This window comes from Streptomyces sp. NPDC002588 (genome assembly GCF_040295925.1).
GTDB lineage: Bacteria > Actinomycetota > Actinomycetes > Streptomycetales > Streptomycetaceae > Streptomyces.
The window spans coordinates 1-18,676 of record NZ_JBEOWF010000002.1 but is presented as its reverse complement, the minus strand read 5'-3'; the positions used below and the strand labels follow the sequence as shown (position 1 = coordinate 18,676).

Genomic DNA, 18,676 nt, shown 5'->3' with positions numbered 1-18,676 from the left:
CGGCGCGCCGGTCCGTCAGGTCAGTCCGGCCTTCTCGCAGGCGGCACGGAGCCGGGGGGTGCAGATCTGGTCGACCGAGTGCAGGCCTTCCTTGACCACGGTGTCCTTGATGGTGTCGGCGGTCACGGACACCGGCGTCAGCAGCACGGCCGGCACCCGTCCGTCGCCGCGCGTCGCCACCTCGCCCGTCGCCACCCGGCCGAGCCCCTCCTTGCGGGCGGCGGCCACGGCCATCGCGCCGCCGGCCTCGGCCTCGGGCCCGAACGGCTTGAAGACGGTCATGTACTGGTCGCCGGCGACGATCCGCCGCAGCGCGCCGAGCTCCGCGTCCTGGCCGGTGACCGGGGGCAGCGGATCGATCTTGTTCGCCTTCAGGGCCGAGATGCTTCCGGCGGCCAGGCCGTCGTTGGCCGCGTAGACCCCGTGGATGGCCTTGACGCCGAGGGCCGCGATGGCGGCGGACATGTTCATGTGCGCGGTCTCGGTCCGCCACTGCAGGGTGTCGTACGCCTTGCCGATGCGCACCTTCCCCCGCAGCACGGACAGCGCGCCCTCCTTGAACGACGCCGCGTTCGGGTCGGCCGGGTCGCCGTTCATCATGACGATCTGGGGGTCGGGCGCCTTGTCGCCCATGGCCCGCAGGAGAGCCCTGCCCTGGAGCCGGCCGACCTCGACGCCGTCGAAGGAGACGTACCCGGCGATCGGGCCCTCGGCGAGCCGGTCGTAGGCGATGACGGGGACGCCCGCCGCACGGGCCTTGGAGACGGCGGGGCCGAGGGAGCGGGCGTCCACGGCCACCAGCACGATGGCGTCGACCCCCTTGGTGATCATCGAGTCCATCTGCTCCTGCTGATTCGCCACCTCACCCCGGGCGTTGGCGTGCTCGATCTCGCAGGTGTCGCACAGCTCCTGGATCTTCTTCTCGAGCAGCGGCCGGTCCTGCGCCTCCCAGCGGGCCGTGGTGGCGTCCGGCAGCAGCAGGGCGATGCGCGGCCCGTCGCCCCCGCCGGCATCGGCCCCGGCACCCGCGCCGCAGGCCGCCAGCGCGACGACCGCCGTGACCGCGGTCATCGCGGCGGCCGTGTCCCGTATGCAGGCCTTCATGGGGGATACCTACCAGTGCTGTCTGCCGTGGACGAAAATCATGACAATGACGAGAATGATGACGATGAGTAGATATGTTCTGTTGGTCCGTATATGCGATTCTGGTGGGTGGGTGCCCCGTTCTCAACCTGTCGGCACCTGCGACAGGGACGGGAGGTACGTTGCGGACATGCCTCGACCGGGCCCTGACCTTCGCCGGAGCGAGACGGGCAGCGGTCTACGCGCCCGGGGCCGGGAAGGAGGAACTCCGGCTGATGGACTCGGCCGGAGATCCCCCGCACGAGCCCGGGCCGCCGGAGCGGCTGCCCCTGTCCGGTGACTCCCCGGCGGCGCGCGCCTTCCTCACCGACCGCCCGCTCTGGCTGACCGCGGAGTCCTCGCTCGGCGCGCTGCCCCTCGACGCCGACGGCCGGCGGCTCGGCTGCCTCGTCGTCACGGGAGTCTCGGCGGCCGGCTTCGAGGCCGAACAGCGCCGCTTCCTGGAGCGCTACGCCGACGCGGTCGCCGGGCTCCTCCAGCCCGTCACCGGACCGCCCGAACCCTCCTCCCTGCTGGACCCCGCGCTGCGCAGCCTGCGCGTCGGCTCCTTCGTGCTGGTCCCGGACACCGGTCTGATCGAGGCGGACGAGACACTCCTCGGCCTGGTCGGCATCTCCGCCGACGACTTCGACGGCAAGGTGGACACCCTGCTCGCGCACGCCCTCCCGGAGGACATGCACGCCCTCATGTCGGTCCTGGAGCCGTCCCCCCTGGCCTCCGGACGCCGGGACCTGGAGTTCCGGGTCCGCGGCCCCACCGGCGAGATGCGCTGGCTGAGCCTGAGCTGCCGGGTGGAGCCGGCCACCCCCGGCCGGCCGGAACAGGTGCTCGGCGTGGTGACCGCCACCCCGGTCCTGCGCCGCAGCGCCGACGACGTCTCCCGGATCCAGTGGCTGACCGCCGCGCTCGACGACGCCGTCACCCTCGGCGACGTCGGCCGGGTCGTGGTCGCCGCCCTGCGCGAACCGCTGGGCGCCGACCGGGTGGCGCTCGCCGCCCTCCAGGACGACCGGTTGATGGTCACCGTGCTGGACCCGCCGCAGCCCGCCGCCTGGCCCGAGGCGTGGCGCGCCGAATGGCGCACCGAGTGGCCCGACGCCCCGGTGCGCTCCCTGCCCACCCTCCGGGCGGCCCTCGCCGACGGCCGGATGGACCTCTGGCCGGCCGGCGCCGCCCTCGAACCGGGCCTCGACGGCATCGGCCCCGGCGGCCTCGCCGTCCTGCCACTGCCCGCCAAGGGCCGCGTCGCCGGGGTGTGCCTGGTCGGCTGGGACCTGCCGCACGAGTTCGTCCCCGAGGAACGTTCCCTGCTCACCGCCACGTCGGCCCTCGTGGGACAGGCGCTCCAGCGCGCCCACGCCCACGACGCCGAGCAGGAACTCGCCACCATGCTCCAGCGCAGCCTGCTCCCACGCCGCCTGCCCGAACTCCCCGGCGGGACGGCCGTCGCCCGCTATCTGCCCGCCCGAAGGGGCCTCCAGGTCGGCGGCGACTGGTACGACGTCATCGCCCTCTCCCAGGACCGGGTCGCTCTCGTCATCGGCGACGTGCAGGGACACAGCGCCGGCGCCGCCACGATCATGGGCCAGATGCGGACCGCCGTCCGGGCCTACGCCATGGAGGGCCACCCGCCCGACGTGGTCGTCTCGCACGCCAACCGGCTCCTGGTGGCCATGGAGACCGACCTCTTCGCGACCTGCTGCTACGCCGAGCTCGACATGGAGGAGGGCAACATCCTCTTCGTCCGCGCCGGGCACCTCGCCCCGCTGGTGCGCCACCCCGACGGCGGCACCGAGGAGGTCGAGGTCGAGGGCGGGCCCCCGCTGGGCATCCTCGCGGAGGCGGAGTTCCCGATGACCTCGGTGGCGCTGGCCCCCGGCGCGGTCCTCGCACTGGTCACCGACGGCCTGGTCGAGGCCACCGACCTGCCCCTCGACGAGGGCATGCGCCGCACCCGCACCGCCCTCGCCGCCGCCGACCCCGCGGACCCCGGCACGATGGCCGACCAGCTCCTCGGCGACGCCGGCCGCCGGGAGGACGACGTCGCCCTGCTCCTCCTGCGCTACGACGGGATGGAGACCCGGCCGATCCGGGCCGGCTGGATGGTCTGGCGGCTGCCCGACGCCGTCATGCACGCCCGCCGTTTCACCGCCCGCACCCTGCGCCGCTGGAAGGTTTCCGATGTCGCCGACGCGGTGCTCCTCGTCGTCTCCGAACTGGTCACCAACGCCCTCGTGCACACCCAGGGGCCGGTCCGCCTCGACCTGGTGCTGCGCGGCGACCTGGTGCGGGTCGGCGTGAGCGACGCCTCGCCCCGCGCGCCCGCCAAGCCGGTCATCGTGGACTGGGAGTCGACCGGCGGCCGGGGCCTGTTGCTGGTCGAGGCGATGTCGGAGGCCTGCGGCACGGTGCCGGTGGCCGGCGGCAAGCAGGTGTGGAGCGAGATCGCCGTACCAGGCGAAGAGACAGGTGACCGGTCATGAGGATCCACGGACGACGCCTCGCCGCCGCGCTGGCCACGGCGCTCCTGGCGCTGACCGCGGCCGCCTGCGGCGGGGACGGCGGCGGCCGAGGGGACGACGCCTTCACCGTCGGCCTGCTGCTCCCCAGCCGCTCGGTGCCCCGCTGGGAGCACTCCGACCGGCCGCTGATCGAGGCACAGGTGAAGAAGCTCTGCCCGTCGTGCGCCTTCGAGTACGCCAACGCCGAGAACGACGTGACCAGACAGCGCCAGCAGATGATCTCCATGGTCACCAAGGGGGCCGGCGTCCTGATCCTGGACGCCGCCGACACCCGGGCGATGCGCTCCTCCATCCAGGAGGCCCGCAAGGCGGGCGTCCCGGTGGTCGCCTACGACCGGCTCGCCGAGGGCCCGGTCTCCGGCTTCGTCGGCTTCGACGCCCTCCAGGTCGGCAGGCTCCAGGGCCAGGCCCTGCTTCGGGCGATGGGCGACCGGGCCGACGGCGGGAGAGTCGTGATGATGAACGGCGACCCGAGCAGCACCAACGCCGACTGGTACCGCGACGGCGCCCTCTCCGTCATCAAGGACCGGGTACGCATCGCCAGGTCCTACGACACCCAGGACTGGAGCACCCAGGTCGCCCACGCCAATATGTCCGCCGCCGTGGCCGCCCTCGGCCCCGACCGCATCGACGGCGTCCTCGCCGCCAACGACAACATCGCCGCGGGCGTCATCTCCGCCCTCAAGAGCGCCGGCGTCACGAAACTCCCGCCCGTCACCGGACAGGACGCCGACCTGGACGCGGTACGCCGCATCGTTCGGGGCGAGCAGTACATGACGGTGTACAAGTCCTTCTCGAAGGAGGCCGCCGCGGTCGCCGGGATGGCGGTCGCGCTGGGACGCGGCGAGGACCTGGACGGCACCGCCACGACGACCGTCGACAGCCCCACCACCCGGGACATCCCGGCCGTGCTGCTCACCCCCAGAGCGGTGACGGCCGGGGACGTCCGGCGGATCCTGGTGGACGGCGGCGTCTACACCGTCGACCGGATCTGCACCCCGGATCTGCGGGCGGCCTGCGAGCGGGCCGGTCTCACCCGGTGACCGTCCCCTGGGCCTGCAACCGCTCCGCCTCGTCCCGGGTCAGCTTCTGTTCGGCGGCACAGAACGTGCACTGCGTCAGGTACTTCGTCGACACCGGGAACAACGGGACGAAGAACAGCGTGAACTTGGTGACGCGCTTCCTGAGCGTGTGCGCGGAGGGGTTGCCGCAACGACCGCACACCAGCGTCACTATCGCCAGCTGGTACAGGTATCCCTTGGTGCCGAAGATGATCACGGCGCTGTTCCCTCTCGGTCGGTGCCCGGCTGCGCAGCCCCGGCCGGTGACCGGCTGCACGGCACAGTCTCGTGCATCCGGCAGGCGGGTTCATGCCCTGGGCCAGGCGGGGGAACTCCCGGCCGCGACTGCCACCGCCGCCACCGCAGCGCCGCGATGTTTCTCTCGCGCCGCACACCGGCGTTCCGCGCTTCCCCTCAGCGCTCCCCTCACGAGGAGAGGTCCATGCCCCGACTTCCACGCCTGGCGGGCGTCACCGCTGCCGCGCTCGCTCTCGGTCTGCTCGCGACGGCTCCCGCGGCGGGCGGCGAACCGACCGTGTCCGATCCGCACGTCGTCGCCCACTTCGACTTCGCCGCGGGACAGACCCCCGAGAACATCGCGCTCGAACCCGACGGCTCCGCCGACCTGACCTTCGCGGGCGCCCGCCAGGTCGCCAACGTCACCCGCGCCGGCGTGACAAGGATCCTCGCCACACTGCCCGAGGTGGCCGACCCCGACACGCCGAACCTGGGCGCCGCCGTCGTCCTCGGCATCGCCCGCGCCTACGACGGCACGCTCTATGTCAACTACGCCACCGGCACCCGCGAGACCGGTATCTGGCGCATCGCCCCCGGCGGCGGCACGCCCGTCCAGATCGCCCAGCTGCCGTCCGACGGGCTGCCCAACGGCCTGGCCCTCGACGAGCGCCGCGGCGTCCTCTACGCCGCCGACTCCGTGCTGGGCACCGTCTGGCGCGTCCCCGTCGAGGGCGGGAAGCCCACGGCCTGGGTCACAGGGGCCGCCCTCGACCCGGGCAAGGTGCCGCCCGCGTCCGGCTTCGGCGCCAACGGCCTCAGGCTCCACCACGGCGCGGTGTGGGTGTCCAACACCGACGCCGGGAGTGTCCTGCGCGTCCCCGTCCAGGAGGACGGCTCCGCCGGTCCGATCCAGACCAGGGCGACCGGACTGGTCGGCATCGACGACTTCGGCTTCCTCGAGCGCCACCGCGACACCTTCCTCGCCGCGCTCCTGACGGCCGACCAGGTCGCCCTGGTACGCCCGGACGGCACCCGCACCGTCGTCCTGACCCGGCAGGACGGCCTGTCCAACCCCGCCTCCGTCGCCGTACGCGGCCGGACCGTCTACGTCCCCAGCTCGGCGTTCTTCACGATGCAGGACCCCAACCTGCTCCTGGCCCGGGTCCACCAGCGCGACCGCGGCTGACCGGGGGCCGTCCGCGGCCCGCCCGGAGCCGGTGGCTCACCGGGCTCCGGGCCGTGCGGCGGCGCCTCTCTCCGTCCTCCTCCACCCGGGGCACCGGCTCAGCCGCGCGCCACCAGGTCAAGCGCGACGTCGGTGATCATGTCCTCCTGGCCGCCGACCATGGCCCGCCGGCCGACCTCGACCAGGATGGCGCGGGTGTCGAGCCCGTAGCGGGCGGCGGCCGTCTCGGCGTGCCGCAGGAAGCTGGAGTACACGCCCGCGTAGCCGAGGCTGAGGGTCTCGCGGTCCACCCGCACCTCGCGGTCCTGCAACGGCCGTACGAGATCGTCGGCGGCGTCCATCAGCGGGAACAGGTCGCAGGCGTGCTCCCAGCCCATCAGGTCGGCGACCGCGACGAACGCCTCCAGGGGGCAGTTGCCCGCACCCGCGCCCTGCCCGGCGAGCGAGGCGTCCACCCGGACGGCGCCGCTCTCGACGGCGACCACGGTGTTGGCCACTCCCAGGGCGAGGTTGTGGTGGGCGTGGATGCCGAGGGAGGTGGCCGGGTCGAGCACGTCGCGGTAGGCGCGGAAGCGGTCGCGGACGCCGTCCATGGTGAGCCGGCCACCGGAGTCGGTGACGTAGACGCAGTGGGCGCCGTAGGACTCCATCAGCTTGGCCTGCCGGGCGAGTTCGGCGGGTTCGGCCATGTGGGACATCATCAGGAACCCGGCGACGTCCATGTCCAGCTCCCGCGCGGCGGCGATGTGCTGGGCGGAGATGTCGGCCTCGGTGCAGTGCGTGGCGACCCGGACCGAACGGATCCCGAGGGAGTGCGCCTGCTTGAGGTCGTGGACCGTGCCGATGCCGGGCAGCAGCAGCGTGGTCGGCACGGCGTGGTGGGTGGCGTCGGTGACGGCCTCGATCCACTCCCAGTCGGTGTGGGCGCCGACGCCGTAGTTGATGCTGGAGCCGGCCAGACCGTCTCCGTGGGCGATCTCGATCGCGGCCACGCCGGCCGCGTCCAGCGCGGCGGCGATGGCGCGCGCCTGGTCGACGGTGTAGCGGTGGCGGACGGCGTGCATGCCGTCCCGCAGGGTGACGTCCTGGACGTACAGACGGGTCATCGCGAGGCCACCTCCGTGGCGCGGTCGGCGGCCATGCGTTCCGCGGTGCGCAGCGCGGCCGAGGTCATGATGTCGAGGTTCCCGGCGTAGGCCGGCAGGTAGTGCGCGGCGCCTTCGACCTCCAGGAACACGGAGACCTTCAGGGTCTCGCCGGCGCCGGGGGCGAGGGTGTGCAGCGGATCGTCGGCGGCCACCCGCTCGAACTGCACCTTCTGCTTGAGCCGGTAGCCCGGCACATACGCCTGGACCCGGCCGACCATCTCCTCGACCGACGCGGTGACCGCCTCGGTGGCACAGTCGGAGACCAGGCAGTGCACGGTGTCCCGCATGATCAGCGGGGGCTCGGCCGGGTTGAGGACGATGATCGCCTTGCCCCTGGCGGCCCCGCCGACCTTCTCGATGGCCGAGGACGTGGTCTCGGTGAACTCGTCGATGTTGGCGCGGGTGCCGGGGCCCGCCGAGCGGGAGGCGATGGAGGCGACGATCTCGCCGTAGTGGACCGGGGTGACCGCGCCGACCGCCGCGACGACCGGGATGGTGGCCTGGCCGCCGCAGGTGACCATGTTGACGTTCGGGGCACCGAGGTGGGCGTCGCCGTTGACCGGCGGGACGACGTACGGGCCGAGCGCGGCCGGGGTGAGGTCGACGAGGGTGCGGCCCAGCGGGCGCAGCACGTCGTCGTGGTGGCGGTGGGCGCCCGCCGAGGTCGCGTCGAAGACGATCTCGACGTCGGCGAACTCGTCGAGACCGACGAGGCCCTCCACCCCCTCGTGGGTGGTGGCCACCTTGAGGCGGCGGGCGCGGGCCAGACCGTCGGAGTCCGGGTCGATCCCGGCCAGCGCGGCGATCTCCAGGCTCTCCGACAGCCGCAGGACCTTGATCATCAGGTCGGTGCCGATGTTCCCGGAACCGATGATGGCGACCTTCGTGCTCACTGGCCTTCCCCTTCCGCGGCGAACCGGACCCGCACGGAGCCCAGGTCCGAGATGTGTGCCTCGAACGCGTCCCCCGGTGCGGCGGGCGCCATCGGACCCAGCGCCCCGGTCAGCACCAGGTCGCCCGCGCGCAGCGGATCGCCCCGCTCGGCGAGTGCCGAGGCCAGCCAGACCGCCGCGTTGAGCGGGCTGCCGAGACAGGCGGCGCCGGTGCCCTCGGAGACGGTCTCGCCGCCCCGGGTCATGCTCATCGCCACGGTCCGCAGGTCGACGGCCGTGAGCGGCACCGGGGTGGCGCCCAGCACGTACAGCCCGCAGGAGGCGTTGTCGGCGACGGTGTCGACCAGGGAGATGTCCCAGCCCCGCACCCGGCTGTCGACGATCTCCAGCGCGGGCAGCGCGAAGTCGACCGCGCGCAGCACGTCCACCACGGTGCACTCCCGGTGCGGCAGGTCCCGCCCCAGCACGAGCGCGACCTCGGCCTCCACCTTCGGCTGCAGCAGCCGCCCCACGGCCACCTCGCCGCCGTCCGGCACGGCCATGTCCGCGAACAGCGCGCCGAAGTCGGGCCGGTCCACACCGAGCTGGCGCTGTACGGCCTCGGAGGTCAGGCCGATCTTCCGGCCGACGATCCGGCGGCCGGCGTCCAGGCCGCGCCGCACGTTCAGCTGCTGCACGGCGTACGCGGTCTCCACATCGCCGCCGTCGTCGAACAGGTCACGCACCGGCGGGCAGGCGGCCCCGCTGCGGGTGGCCTCCGCCAGCAGGTCGGCGGCCTTGACCACGGCCGGTGGGTCGAGCTCGGTCGTCACGGTGTGCCTCCAGAGGAGCGGTGGGTCGAACACCGGTATAGACACCCCCGCGGCAAAGGGACAAACTCTGTTCCGTGACACGGAACCTCAACGGCGGCAGCATGCTGGAGAAGGCGGCGACGATCCTGGAGAGCTTCAGTCCCAGTGGTGGTCCGTTCCGCCTGTCGGAACTGTCGGAGCGCACCGGTCTGCCCAAGCCCACCGTGCACCGGCTGGCGGCCGACCTGGTCCGCCTCGGCTGGCTCGAGCGGTCCGGCCAGCGGTACCGGCTGGGCACCAAACTGTTCGAACTGGGCTCGCTGGTGCCGCACCGGCTGGATCTGCGCGAGGCGGCCCTGCCCTTCCTCCAGGACCTGTTCGAGGCCACCCGCGAGACCGTCCACCTGGGTGTGCGGGAGGGCCTGGAGGTCGTCTACCTGGAACGCATCCACGGCCACGAGGCCCTGCGGCTGCCCTCCCGCATCGGCGGCACCCTCCCGCTGAGCTGCACCGGAGTGGGCAAGGCCCTGCTCGCCTTCTCCGGCGCCGAGCTGACCGAGGAACTGCTGTCCCGGCCGCTGCCGAGCCTCACCCCCCACTCGATCACCGACCCGGCCCGGCTGCGGATGACCCTGGAGAAGATCCAGGTCTCCGGCCTCGCCTACGAGGAGCAGGAGGCCGCGCTCGGCGTCAGCTGCATCGCCGCCCCCGTCTTCGCGGGCGGCACCACGGTCGCCGCCCTCTCGGTCGCCGTACCCCGCTCCCGCTTCAGCCCCGCCCAGCTCGCCCCCGCCGTACGGACCGCGGCCCTCGGACTGTCCCGGGTGCTGCGCGGCCAGACCTGAGGCCGTCACCGCCTCACTGGTCGGGCGCGGGCGCTGTCACCGCGTCACTGGTCGGGTGCGTTCAGGCCCGGCCCGATGTCCGGATCCGGGTTGAACACCGGGTGGTAGCTCTCCGGCGGGGCGAGATAGGCGGCGGCCGGCGCTCCGCCCGTGTCGACGACGATCTGGTCCACCGCGATCCCCGGATCGACCATGAAGATCCGCAGCACATGCTCGCCGGGCTCGCCGACCGTCACCGTGGTGGTCAGCTTCTCCACGCCCTCCTCCACCTCGCGCGCCCAGGCGTCCCCACGGTTGCCGGTGGCGATGTTCTGCCCCGTCAGCACCGTCACCGGCTGATCGTCGAGGCCGACCGCGAGCCGGCGCGCGCCCCGCTCGTCGAGCGAGGGCAGCCGGAAGACGGTGACCGGGAAGGTGCCCGTGCCGCTGAAGCGCACCCGGTACCGCAGCTCCGGTGCCCGGGTCGCATGGTCCCCGGTGACCGGGGCGGCCGTCGACGGCACGGCCTCCACCGCGCCCGTACGGCGTCCGAGACCGCGTACGGTCCGCCAGCGCGCCCCGCCCCGCGCCACCCGCCGCTCGGTGTGCACGGCGTCGATCGAGATGTACCCGTCGGCCTCGAGGAACCCCCGGGCCCTGCGGCGTTCCCGCTCCCCGCCGTTCACCACCCGCAGCGGCACCTCGAAGCGCCGGCCGGCGCCGGTGAAGGCGACCGCGGCGTCGAGCGCGCCCTCGGGGACCTGCTCCCAGTCGATCTCGACCCACACCCGCACCTGTTCGGTGAGGGAGCCGCCGGACGAGCTGAGCCGGACCCATGGCTGATCGGCCTCTGCCTCCCAACTCACGGTGAGGAAGCCGGTGTTGAAGACGTCGACGAATCGCCGGTCACGGGTGACGGAGGAGAACGCGAGGGGCCGGTCCGTGCCGGTCTCGTTCCCCTGGGCCGCGACGCCCAGTCCGGACGTCTCCTGCCGGGCCACGCGGGTGACCGCCGGGCGCCCCGGTGCTTTGGGGATCTCCGACGGATAGGGGTTGATGTACCCGTCCCACTTCCCGCCCGCCACCTCGGTGTTGTACCGCGCGGTGAGCGCCGCCTCCGCCGTGTGCGCGGCCTCGGCCAGGTCCGCGAAGCGGTTGGCGCCGGCACCCCGGCCCTGACGCACCGCGAGCGCGTTGCGGTCCGCCCAGTAGTACTTGAGGTTCATCAACCAGGCGCCGTGCACCGGGTATCGGACGAGTTCGTAGAAGGCGTCCTGGTGCGCGGCGGGCAGTCCGGCGCCCACCGCGCGGACCCGCTCCAGCAGCCGGTCGTACGCGGCCATCCGCCGCCCCGCCTCGTCCCCGTGATGGACCACGGAGAAGACGTTCCGGTCGATGAACTCCGGTCTGCGCTCGGCCGCCAGCCGGTAGTACTCGCTGCGGATCGCGGCGATCTCTGCCGCGTGCCGCCGCCCGAACTGCCGCCCGTACCACTCCACGAGGAAGCCCTCGACGTCTTCGGCGTCCCACCGGTCCACGTCCCAGGCCAGGTCCATGGAGAAGGACAGCCCGGTCTCGATCGACTTCAGGTCGCCGACGTTGAAGATCCACATCCGGTCCGCACCGTGCTCGTACACCCGGCGCAACTCCTGCCAGACCTTCGCCAGTTGCGTGGTGTCCAGCCACAGATAGCTGCGCGGGCGGCCCCAGTAGGACAGGTGGTAGTAGATCCCGTTGCCGCCAGGGCGGGCCCGCTCCGCGTCGGTCGGCAGCTGGCGCATGTTGCCGTGGTTGTCGTCCGGCCAGATCAGTGTGACGTCGTCCGGCACCTCCACGCCCGCGTTGTAGAGGTCCAGGACCTCCTTGTAGGGGATGAAGATCTGCGGCTCGGCCGCCGCACCGACCTCCTCCGCGAGGATCCTGCGCTGGTCGGCGATGATGTCGTTCATCACCGCCACCTTCTCGGGGACGGTCGTGGCGTACTTCGTCTCCAGCGCGGTGTCGTGCAGCCCGCGCATGCCGATCGTCCAGCTGCTCTCGTACGCCGCGTTCTCGCGGGCCCTCGCCCGCCAGTAGTCGGAGATCACCGTGGGGTTCACCGTGTAGTCGTACACCGGCAGACTCCCGTCGGCGCCCCGGTGCTCCTCCGCCCAGGGCGCCCACTCGTGGACGCCGTTGCGCAGCAGCGCCTCGGGGTGGCTGGAGCCGACGACGATGCCGTAGCGGTCGGCGAGTTCGGGGTTCTCCCGGTACTTGTTGAAGAAGTCGGAGTACGGATGCATGGCGGGCCACAGGTAGTTGGCCTTCAGGCGCAGCAGCAGCTCGAAGAGACGCCGGTACGTCTCCGGGCCGATGTTCTTGTCCGGCTCCTGGGTGCGATGGGACCAAGTGGTCAGGTTCTGTTCGTCGTTGATGAAGACACCCCGGTAACGGACCGACGGCTCCAGCCGCTTGAGCGGCTTGGCGGGCACGGTGAGGGTGGCCCGCCGCTCCACGGGGACGTCGGCCCACCAGTACCAGGGGCTGACCCCGATGCGCTCCGAGGTGTCGTACACCCCGTAGACCGTGCCGCGCCGGTCGCTGCCCGCGATCACCAGGGCACGGTCCACTCCGGGCACCGGACGGTCCACCACCTGGGTGACGGAGGCCTCCCGGCGCCCCTCGACCCGTGAGACGTCCAGGCGCCCCCGGGCGACGAGCCGGTCGATGACCGGGCTGGCGCCCAGGGTGCCGACCAGGATCAGCCCTGAGGCCCGCTCCGGCAACGTGTGCCGCAGCTCCGGCCGGACTCCGGTGACCCGCTCCACGTCGGCCTGCAGGTCGCCCGCCACCCGGATCACCGCGGGGTCGTCCGCCGCGTCCACATGGACGGCGACGGCGACGCCGTCCCGGGCCAGGGTGAAGTCGGGGCGGTCGGGCGAGGCGGCGGCGGAGGCGGCGGGGAGCACGGCGGGGAGGAGGGGGGACATGCCTGCGGCCGCCATGCCCCGCAGGAACGACTTGCGGGACGGTGAGAACGGGGTGGGGGAGGTGGGGTGCGGCACGAGACGCTTTCCCTTCCGTGCGCGGGACGGTGGGCTGCTGGCATGAGCATGCTAGAAAGCGCTTGCTCTCGGCACCTTAGGTCAGCCCCCGCAGACGCGTCCATAAGCGTGCGCCGGTCAGCCGCCGCGCAACCGGTCGCGCTGCAGCCGCCGCGCCAACGCGCGGCGCACGGACGCCGATCCGGTGGTGCCCGTGGCCTCCGACTTCGCCGGGAGGTCGAGACCCCGGCTGATCCTGTCGTACGCCGCGCGGTGGCCGGCGGGCAGCTCGGCCCGGTGCGCCCGCAGGTCCTCCTCGACGAGCCGCCGCAACTCGTCGACGTGCTGGGGGGTGAAGCGCTTTCGGCCGCGGGTGACGGCATCGACGTACCGGGTGCAGTGCGCGGTGTGGCCGAGGCTCTCCGAGATCTCCTCGGCCAGGCCCCACAGGCGCCCTTCGAGCCAGGGGAGGTCCGGCTGCTCGAGGTCGAACTCCGGCGCGGATGACGGGTCGGTGTCCCGGTGCTTCGCCATCTGCTTGGAGACGGCGGGCTGGCTCATCCCGGCGAGCCGGGCGATGGTCTCCTGGGTCCAGCCGAGACCGGCGAACACCTGGATCAGCTCCGCGCGCAGCCGCCGCATCTCCTCGCCCGCGCGGATGACCTCGTTGATGTCGGCGAGCATCCGCTCGGCCTGCGCCTCGGTCAGTTTCCCGGAACCGCTTCCCGTACCTGCCACAACCCGGTTATACACCCTGCCCGTGGGGGATAACCGGGTTGTATTACCTGGTTATGAGTGCCAGGATCCCGGGCATGTCCTCCTCCTCGGCCTCCTCGGCCTCCTCGGCCTCCTCGGCCTCCTCCGGCTCCTCCGCCTCGTCCTCCCACGCCTCTTCCCGCACCTTCTCCGCCTTCGACGGCACCCTGCTCGCCTGCCGCACGGTGGGCGACGGGCCCCCGCTCGTCTGTGTCCCCGGTGGCCCCGCGGACTCCGCCTACCTCGGCGACCTCGGCGGTCTGTCCGCGTACCACCGGCTGATCGTCCTGGACCTGCGCGGCACCGGCCGGTCGGCGGTCCCCGAAGACACCTCCTCCTACCGCTGCGACCGGCTCGTCGACGACGTCGAGGCGCTGCGCGTCCACCTCGGGCTGCCCCGGATCGACCTGCTCGGGCACTCCGCGGGTGCGAACGTCGTCACGCAGTACGCCGCCCGGCATCCCCGGCGCGTCGGCCGGCTCGCCCTGGTCGGCCCGGGCACCCGCGCCGTCGGCGTCGAGATCACCGGCGAGACCCGGCGTGAGCTGGCGCGGCTGCGGAGTGGTGAGCCGTGGTTCGCCGAGGCGTACGCCGCGCTGGAGGCGATCACCGAGGGCAGGGACGGGGACCGGGAAGCCGTCGCCCCCTTCTTCCACGGCCGTTGGGACGCCGCCGCGCGGCGGCGTCATGCGGCCGACCGGCCGGACAACGAGGAGGCGGTCGCGCTCTTCGGGGCCGAGGGCGCCTTCACCCCCGAGGCCACGCGAGCGGCGCTCACCGCCCTCGCGGCTCCCGTCCTGCTGCTCGCCGGGGAGTTCGACCTGAACAGCCCGCCCCGGTCGGTCGCGGAGTTCGCGGAACTGTTCCCGGACGCTTCCCTCGTGGTGCAGCGGGGAGCCGGGCACTACCCCTGGCGGGACGACGCCGAGCGGTTCACGGCCACGGTCTCGGCGTTCCTGGACGGGGAATCCGATGTCAGCGGCACAGTGCGGAAAGGTCCTCCTCGAACGCCGGGAACTCGGCCTTCGCCTCGGCGGTGATGGTCCGGGCGGGCCGGCGCGGGGTGGTGGCATGCCGGGCGGCCAGTTCCGCCAGCTCCGGCCGGGGGCGTACCTCGCGGTCCGGGTATATCGCGGCTTCCATCGGGCCGTAGCCGTCGGCCAGCACCCACAGAAAGTCCGACAGGTTCGGCGCCACCACCCCGACTTCGCCCTCCGAGCCCAGGAACACCACCGGCTGCTCGGTCAGGGGCAGCCCCGGGCGCACGCACCACAGGGCGGCGAGGCCGCCGGTGCCGTCCTGCCCGAAGACGCGGTAGGCGGCGCCGTCGAGCTCGTGGTTCCCGGTCCACTGGCGGATCCACTCCGTCGTCTCCTCGGCGGAGTCGAAGGTGTCGTACGGCTCGAAGTCGAAGCCGTCGCCGTCTTCGTACGGGAATTCCGCCGTGGCCACCTCGGCGAGGGCGGGCGGGAAACGGCGGTCGCCGGTGATCGTCTCGGTCATGAGTGCAGAGTAGATCCAGCCACTGACAACGCCCCGCGGGGTTGTTATGACAGCTGTCATGGCGGATGCTGCCCCGGGACACCGCCGAGCCGGGAGGCGCGGGGTGAGGGACACCGGCGAACCGGGAGGCACGGAGTGAGGGACACCGTCGCGCGGGCGATGTGGGAGCGGTTCGAGCCGGTCCACGGCCTGGTCTATTTCGCCCCCGAGGTGCGCCGGGCCGCCGACGGCCTCGGTCTGCGCGGGTACTGGATGGGCTACTTCGCGCTGCGCGCGGCTCCCCTCGGCCCTGCGCCCGCCTCCGTCGTCACCGGTTGCTTCTACGTCTTCCACCCCGACCGCGTGGCCCGCGCCCTGCCCGACGCCTGGTCCCGCGCGGACCCGGCGGACGTCCTCGCGGCACGCGCGCATGCCGTGGACGCCGCGATGACCGGTCTCTACGGCCCCGATGTCGTCGGCTCCGCCGAACTGGCCGAGGCGGCGGACCTGGCCTGGGCGGCCGCGCAGGCGGCGGACACGGCCGGGCGGGTGCTCGGCGCCGCCAACCAGGCCCTCGCCCGGCCGCCGCAGCCGTCCGTCAGGCTCTGGCAGGCCCTGACCACCCTGCGCGAACACCGCGGCGACGGGCATGTCGCCGTGCTCGTCGGCCGTGGCGTGGGACCGGTCGCCGCCATGGTGCTGAAATGCGCCGCGGGGGAGTCGGACGGGGAGTTCCAGCGGACGACCCGCAAGTGGGACCTCGCGCAGTGGCAGGCGGCGGAGGCGGAGCTGCGCTCGCGCGGGTGGCTCGACGGGGCCGGGAAGCTCACCGAGGCGGGGGCGGCCGCCCGGGCGGAGATCGAGGCCGCGACCGACGCCGCGGCCGCCACCCCCTGGACCGCCCTCGGCCCCGACGCCACGGACCGTCTCGCCCATCTGCTCGAACCGCTCGCCCGGACCGTCCTGGACTCCGGCATCGTCCCGGCCGCCAACCCGGTCGGCCTGACAGCCGGAACTTGGCGAACCACCGCCGTGTGACGTTCGATCAGCGCGGCGCCGCCGCCGGGGCCACGAACCGGCAGGGCCGGGAAGCGGCGGTCTGCGGCCGCCCGGGGCGACGCACGGGGCCGGGAGGCGGTGAGAGCGCGGGCGAGCGCCCGGTCGTCGGGGCGGCGATGCCCCGAGGCGGCCCGGCCCTGCCCGACCGGCACGAGACGCTCCGGCCCCGGATCGCCGCCGCGCAGGCCTCGCCCGGTCTCGCCGACGGCGGGCCGCGCCGCGGCCATGAGGACGCTGTCCCCACTTCCGGAGGCTGCCCGGGGCGACAGCGGCCGCCTCCCCTCAGTAGGCTCCCGGCATGCGGATCTCCGTCTCCTCGGACATGGACGAACCCGTGGCCCGCGCTCTCGTCGCGGAGCTGCGCGGGCGCGGGCACGACGTGGTGACCCACGGCGCCCTGCGCCCCGGCGCCGACCCGCAGTGGGCGGTGTGCTCGGCGGCGGCCGCGCGGGACGTGGCCGAGGGGGCGGCGGAGCAGGCCGTGGTGTGCTGCTGGACGGGTACCGGCGCGTCGATCGCCGCCAACAAGGTGCCCGGTGTCCGCGCCGCCCTGTGCACCGACGCCTACACCGCGGACGGCGCCCGCCGCTGGAACGACGCCAACGTCCTCGCCCTCAGCCTGCGCCTGACCTCCGAGCCGCTGCTCAAGGAGATCCTCGACGCCTGGTTCGCGGCCCGGGCCAGTGAGGACGCCGAGGACCGGGGGAACGTCCGGCACGTCGACGGGCTGGACGCGGGCCGCGGGGAATCCTGACCGACGTCGCCCCGTACGGACGGATCCGCTCCTCCGTATGGGGCGGCAGGCCCTGTGGGGTACCCGGCGCCGGGAAAAGGCGGGGAGGTACGGACCCGTACGCACCTCCCCGCGACCCCGATCCGGAAGGGACCCCGAGATGTCCGCCGACCTGCAGCAGTCGTCCGCCCGGCTCACCGACGACGAGGTCAGGACGCTGCACGCCCACTGGCGCGCCGCGAACTACCTGGCCGTCGGCCAGATCTACCTCATGGCCAACCCCCTGCTCACCGAGCCGCTGCGCCCGGAGCACGTCAAGCCGCGGCTGCTCGGCCACTGGGGCACCTCACCCGGGCTCAACCTCGTGTACACCCACCTCAACCGCGCCGTCCGCACCCGTGACCTGAACGCCCTGTGCGTCTGGGGTCCGGGACACGGCGGCCCGGCCGTGGTCGCCAACGCCTGGCTGGAGGGGTCGTACACCGAGACCTATCCCGACGTCACCCGGGACGGGGAGGGCATGGCCCGGCTGTTCCGGCAGTTCTCCTTCCCGGGCGGTGTGCCGAGTCATGTCGCCCCGGAGACGCCGGGTTCGATCCACGAGGGCGGTGAGCTCGGCTACTCCCTCTCCCACGCGTACGGCGCCGCCTTCGACAATCCCGGCCTGCTGGTCGCCTGTGTGATCGGCGACGGGGAGGCGGAGACGGGGCCGCTGGCCGCCTCCTGGCACTCCGACAAGTTCCTCGATCCGGTGCACGACGGCGCCGTCCTGCCCATCCTGCACCTCAACGGCTACAAGATCGCCAACCCGACGGTGCTGTCCCGCCTCCCCGAACACGAGCTGGACGAGCTGCTGCGCGGCTATGGTCACGACCCCGTCCACGTCACCGGCGACGAGCCGTACGCCGTCCACCGGGCGATGGCGCAGGCCATGGACACCGCCCTGGACCGCATCGCCGCCTTCCAACGCGCCGCCCGCGAGGACGGCGCCGGCGAGCGGCCCCGCTGGCCGGTGATCGTGCTGCGCACCCCGAAGGGCTGGACCGGTCCCGCCCAGGTCGACCGGCTGCCCGTGGAGGGCACGTGGCGCTCCCACCAGGTCCCGCTGGCCGCCGTCCGCGAGAACCCCGACCACCTGCGCCAACTGGAGGCATGGCTGCGTTCCTACCGGCCCGAGGAACTCTTCGACGAGCAGGGCAGGCCCCGGCTGGACGTGCTGGCCTGGATCCCCGACGGCCCCCGCCGCCTCGGCGCCACCCCGCACGCCAACGGCGGACTGCTGCTGCGTGAACTCCCCCTGCCCGGCCTGGACACCTACGCGGTCCCGGTCGACAAGCCCGGCACGACCCTGCACGAACCCACCGCCGTCCTGGGCGAGTTGCTCGCGGACGTCATGCGATCCACCGCGCAGCGAAGGGACTTCCGGCTCGTCGGCCCGGACGAGACCGCCTCCAACCGGCTCCAGGCCGTCTACGGCGCCACCGGCAAGGCCTGGCAGGCGCAGACCCTCCAGGTCGACGAACACCTCGACCGGCACGGCCGGGTGCTGGAGATCCTCTCCGAACACACCTGCCAGGGCTGGCTGGAGGGCTACCTCCTGACGGGCCGTCATGGGCTGTTCTCCTGCTACGAGGCGTTCGTGCACATCGTCGACTCGATGGTCAACCAGCACATCAAATGGCTGCGGACGACACGGCGGTTGCCGTGGCGCGCCCCCATCGCCTCCCTCAACTACCTGCTCACCTCGCACGTGTGGCGGCAGGACCACAACGGGTTCTCCCACCAGGACCCCGGCTTCGTCGACCACGTCCTCAACAA

At 73.2% G+C, this 18,676-nt stretch carries 16 protein-coding genes; 8 read left to right on the top strand and 8 right to left on the bottom strand.

Annotated elements, in window-relative coordinates; all coding sequences use genetic code 11:
• Positions 1–15: 15 nt before the first annotated feature.
• Positions 16–1,104, bottom strand: coding sequence for a sugar ABC transporter substrate-binding protein (locus tag ABT057_RS02765; protein ID WP_352340607.1), 1,089 nt, complete (start codon positions 1,102–1,104; stop codon positions 16–18).
• Positions 1,105–1,358: 254 nt separating this feature from the next.
• Between ABT057_RS02765 and ABT057_RS02760 the strand changes: the two genes are divergently transcribed.
• Both ABT057_RS02760 and ABT057_RS02755 read left to right on the top strand, forming a co-directional pair.
• Complete coding sequence (locus tag ABT057_RS02760; protein WP_352340606.1) at positions 1,359–3,626, top strand: SpoIIE family protein phosphatase; 2,268 nt, start codon at positions 1,359–1,361, stop codon at positions 3,624–3,626.
• Complete coding sequence (locus ABT057_RS02755) at positions 3,623–4,708, top strand: sugar ABC transporter substrate-binding protein (RefSeq protein ID WP_352340605.1); 1,086 nt, start codon at positions 3,623–3,625, stop codon at positions 4,706–4,708. The genes ABT057_RS02760 and ABT057_RS02755 overlap by 4 nt, the downstream gene beginning before the upstream one ends.
• On the opposite strand, the gene ABT057_RS02750 is transcribed toward ABT057_RS02755, so the two are convergent.
• On the bottom strand, positions 4,698–4,943 hold the full coding sequence (locus tag ABT057_RS02750; RefSeq protein ID WP_352340604.1) for a zinc-ribbon domain-containing protein: 246 nt from the start codon (positions 4,941–4,943) through the stop codon (positions 4,698–4,700). The two genes, ABT057_RS02755 and ABT057_RS02750, sit on opposite strands and share 11 nt — an antisense overlap.
• Positions 4,944–5,168: 225 nt before the next feature.
• On the opposite strand from ABT057_RS02750, the gene ABT057_RS02745 reads away from it, so the two are divergent.
• Positions 5,169–6,149 (top strand): SMP-30/gluconolactonase/LRE family protein, encoded by a 981-nt coding sequence (locus ABT057_RS02745; RefSeq protein ID WP_352340603.1) that lies wholly within the window; start codon positions 5,169–5,171, stop codon positions 6,147–6,149.
• 98 nt (positions 6,150–6,247) lie between these two features.
• Here the strand turns inward: ABT057_RS02745 and dmpG are convergent, their stop codons facing one another.
• Genes dmpG through ABT057_RS02730 form a run of 3 tightly spaced genes read right to left on the bottom strand, consistent with a single transcriptional unit; the run spans position 6,248 to position 9,002 of the window.
• On the bottom strand, positions 6,248–7,255 hold the full coding sequence (gene dmpG / locus ABT057_RS02740) for a 4-hydroxy-2-oxovalerate aldolase (protein ID WP_352340602.1): 1,008 nt from the start codon (positions 7,253–7,255) through the stop codon (positions 6,248–6,250).
• Positions 7,252–8,190, bottom strand: a complete 939-nt coding sequence (locus ABT057_RS02735; protein ID WP_352340601.1) for an acetaldehyde dehydrogenase (acetylating) — start codon at positions 8,188–8,190, stop codon at positions 7,252–7,254. Before ABT057_RS02735 ends, dmpG begins: the two co-directional genes overlap by 4 nt.
• Positions 8,187–9,002 (bottom strand): 2-keto-4-pentenoate hydratase, encoded by an 816-nt coding sequence (locus ABT057_RS02730; protein ID WP_352340600.1) that lies wholly within the window; start codon positions 9,000–9,002, stop codon positions 8,187–8,189. Before ABT057_RS02730 ends, ABT057_RS02735 begins: the two co-directional genes overlap by 4 nt.
• A gap of 101 nt (positions 9,003–9,103) precedes the next feature.
• Here ABT057_RS02730 and ABT057_RS02725 point away from each other — a divergent pair, with 101 nt between their 5' ends.
• Positions 9,104–9,826: an IclR family transcriptional regulator gene (locus ABT057_RS02725; protein WP_352340962.1), complete on the top strand. Its 723-nt coding sequence runs from the start codon at positions 9,104–9,106 to the stop codon at positions 9,824–9,826.
• Between the two features lie 44 nt (positions 9,827–9,870).
• On the opposite strand, the gene ABT057_RS02720 is transcribed toward ABT057_RS02725, so the two are convergent.
• Positions 9,871–12,789, bottom strand: a complete 2,919-nt coding sequence (locus ABT057_RS02720) for a glycosyl hydrolase 115 family protein (protein ID WP_352340961.1) — start codon at positions 12,787–12,789, stop codon at positions 9,871–9,873.
• A 177-nt stretch (positions 12,790–12,966) separates the two neighbouring features.
• Entirely contained in the window at positions 12,967–13,566 is a 600-nt protein-coding gene (locus ABT057_RS02715; protein WP_352340599.1) for a sigma-70 family RNA polymerase sigma factor, read from the bottom strand.
• 74 nt (positions 13,567–13,640) lie between these two features.
• Here ABT057_RS02715 and ABT057_RS02710 point away from each other — a divergent pair, with 74 nt between their 5' ends.
• Entirely contained in the window at positions 13,641–14,624 is a 984-nt protein-coding gene (locus tag ABT057_RS02710) for an alpha/beta fold hydrolase (RefSeq protein ID WP_352340598.1), read from the top strand.
• Here ABT057_RS02710 and ABT057_RS02705 read toward each other — a convergent pair.
• Positions 14,560–15,087: an SMI1/KNR4 family protein gene (locus ABT057_RS02705; RefSeq protein WP_352340597.1), complete on the bottom strand. Its 528-nt coding sequence runs from the start codon at positions 15,085–15,087 to the stop codon at positions 14,560–14,562. The genes ABT057_RS02710 and ABT057_RS02705 overlap by 65 nt on opposite strands.
• A gap of 135 nt (positions 15,088–15,222) precedes the next feature.
• Between ABT057_RS02705 and ABT057_RS02700 the strand changes: the two genes are divergently transcribed.
• From ABT057_RS02700 to ABT057_RS02690, 3 genes are all read left to right on the top strand, one after another.
• Positions 15,223–16,104: an SCO6745 family protein gene (locus ABT057_RS02700; protein ID WP_352340596.1), complete on the top strand. Its 882-nt coding sequence runs from the start codon at positions 15,223–15,225 to the stop codon at positions 16,102–16,104.
• 319 nt (positions 16,105–16,423) lie between these two features.
• Positions 16,424–16,879: an RpiB/LacA/LacB family sugar-phosphate isomerase gene (locus ABT057_RS02695; protein ID WP_352340595.1), complete on the top strand. Its 456-nt coding sequence runs from the start codon at positions 16,424–16,426 to the stop codon at positions 16,877–16,879.
• Between the two features lie 139 nt (positions 16,880–17,018).
• A partial coding sequence (locus ABT057_RS02690; protein ID WP_352340594.1) for a phosphoketolase occupies positions 17,019–18,676 on the top strand: 1,658 nt, incomplete at its 3' end.

Coding starts and splice junctions, on each gene's coding strand:
- ABT057_RS02765 (WP_352340607.1), bottom strand. CDS start 1,104: ATGAAGGCCTGCATACGGGACACGGCCGCCGCGATGACCGCGGTCACG.
- ABT057_RS02760 (WP_352340606.1), top strand. CDS start 1,359: ATGGACTCGGCCGGAGATCCCCCGCACGAGCCCGGGCCGCCGGAGCGG.
- ABT057_RS02755 (WP_352340605.1), top strand. CDS start 3,623: ATGAGGATCCACGGACGACGCCTCGCCGCCGCGCTGGCCACGGCGCTC.
- ABT057_RS02745 (WP_352340603.1), top strand. CDS start 5,169: ATGCCCCGACTTCCACGCCTGGCGGGCGTCACCGCTGCCGCGCTCGCT.
- dmpG (WP_352340602.1), bottom strand. CDS start 7,255: ATGACCCGTCTGTACGTCCAGGACGTCACCCTGCGGGACGGCATGCAC.
- ABT057_RS02725 (WP_352340962.1), top strand. CDS start 9,104: ATGCTGGAGAAGGCGGCGACGATCCTGGAGAGCTTCAGTCCCAGTGGT.
- ABT057_RS02720 (WP_352340961.1), bottom strand. CDS start 12,789: ATGGCGGCCGCAGGCATGTCCCCCCTCCTCCCCGCCGTGCTCCCCGCC.
- ABT057_RS02710 (WP_352340598.1), top strand. CDS start 13,641: ATGTCCTCCTCCTCGGCCTCCTCGGCCTCCTCGGCCTCCTCGGCCTCC.
- ABT057_RS02705 (WP_352340597.1), bottom strand. CDS start 15,087: ATGACCGAGACGATCACCGGCGACCGCCGTTTCCCGCCCGCCCTCGCC.
- ABT057_RS02695 (WP_352340595.1), top strand. CDS start 16,424: ATGCGGATCTCCGTCTCCTCGGACATGGACGAACCCGTGGCCCGCGCT.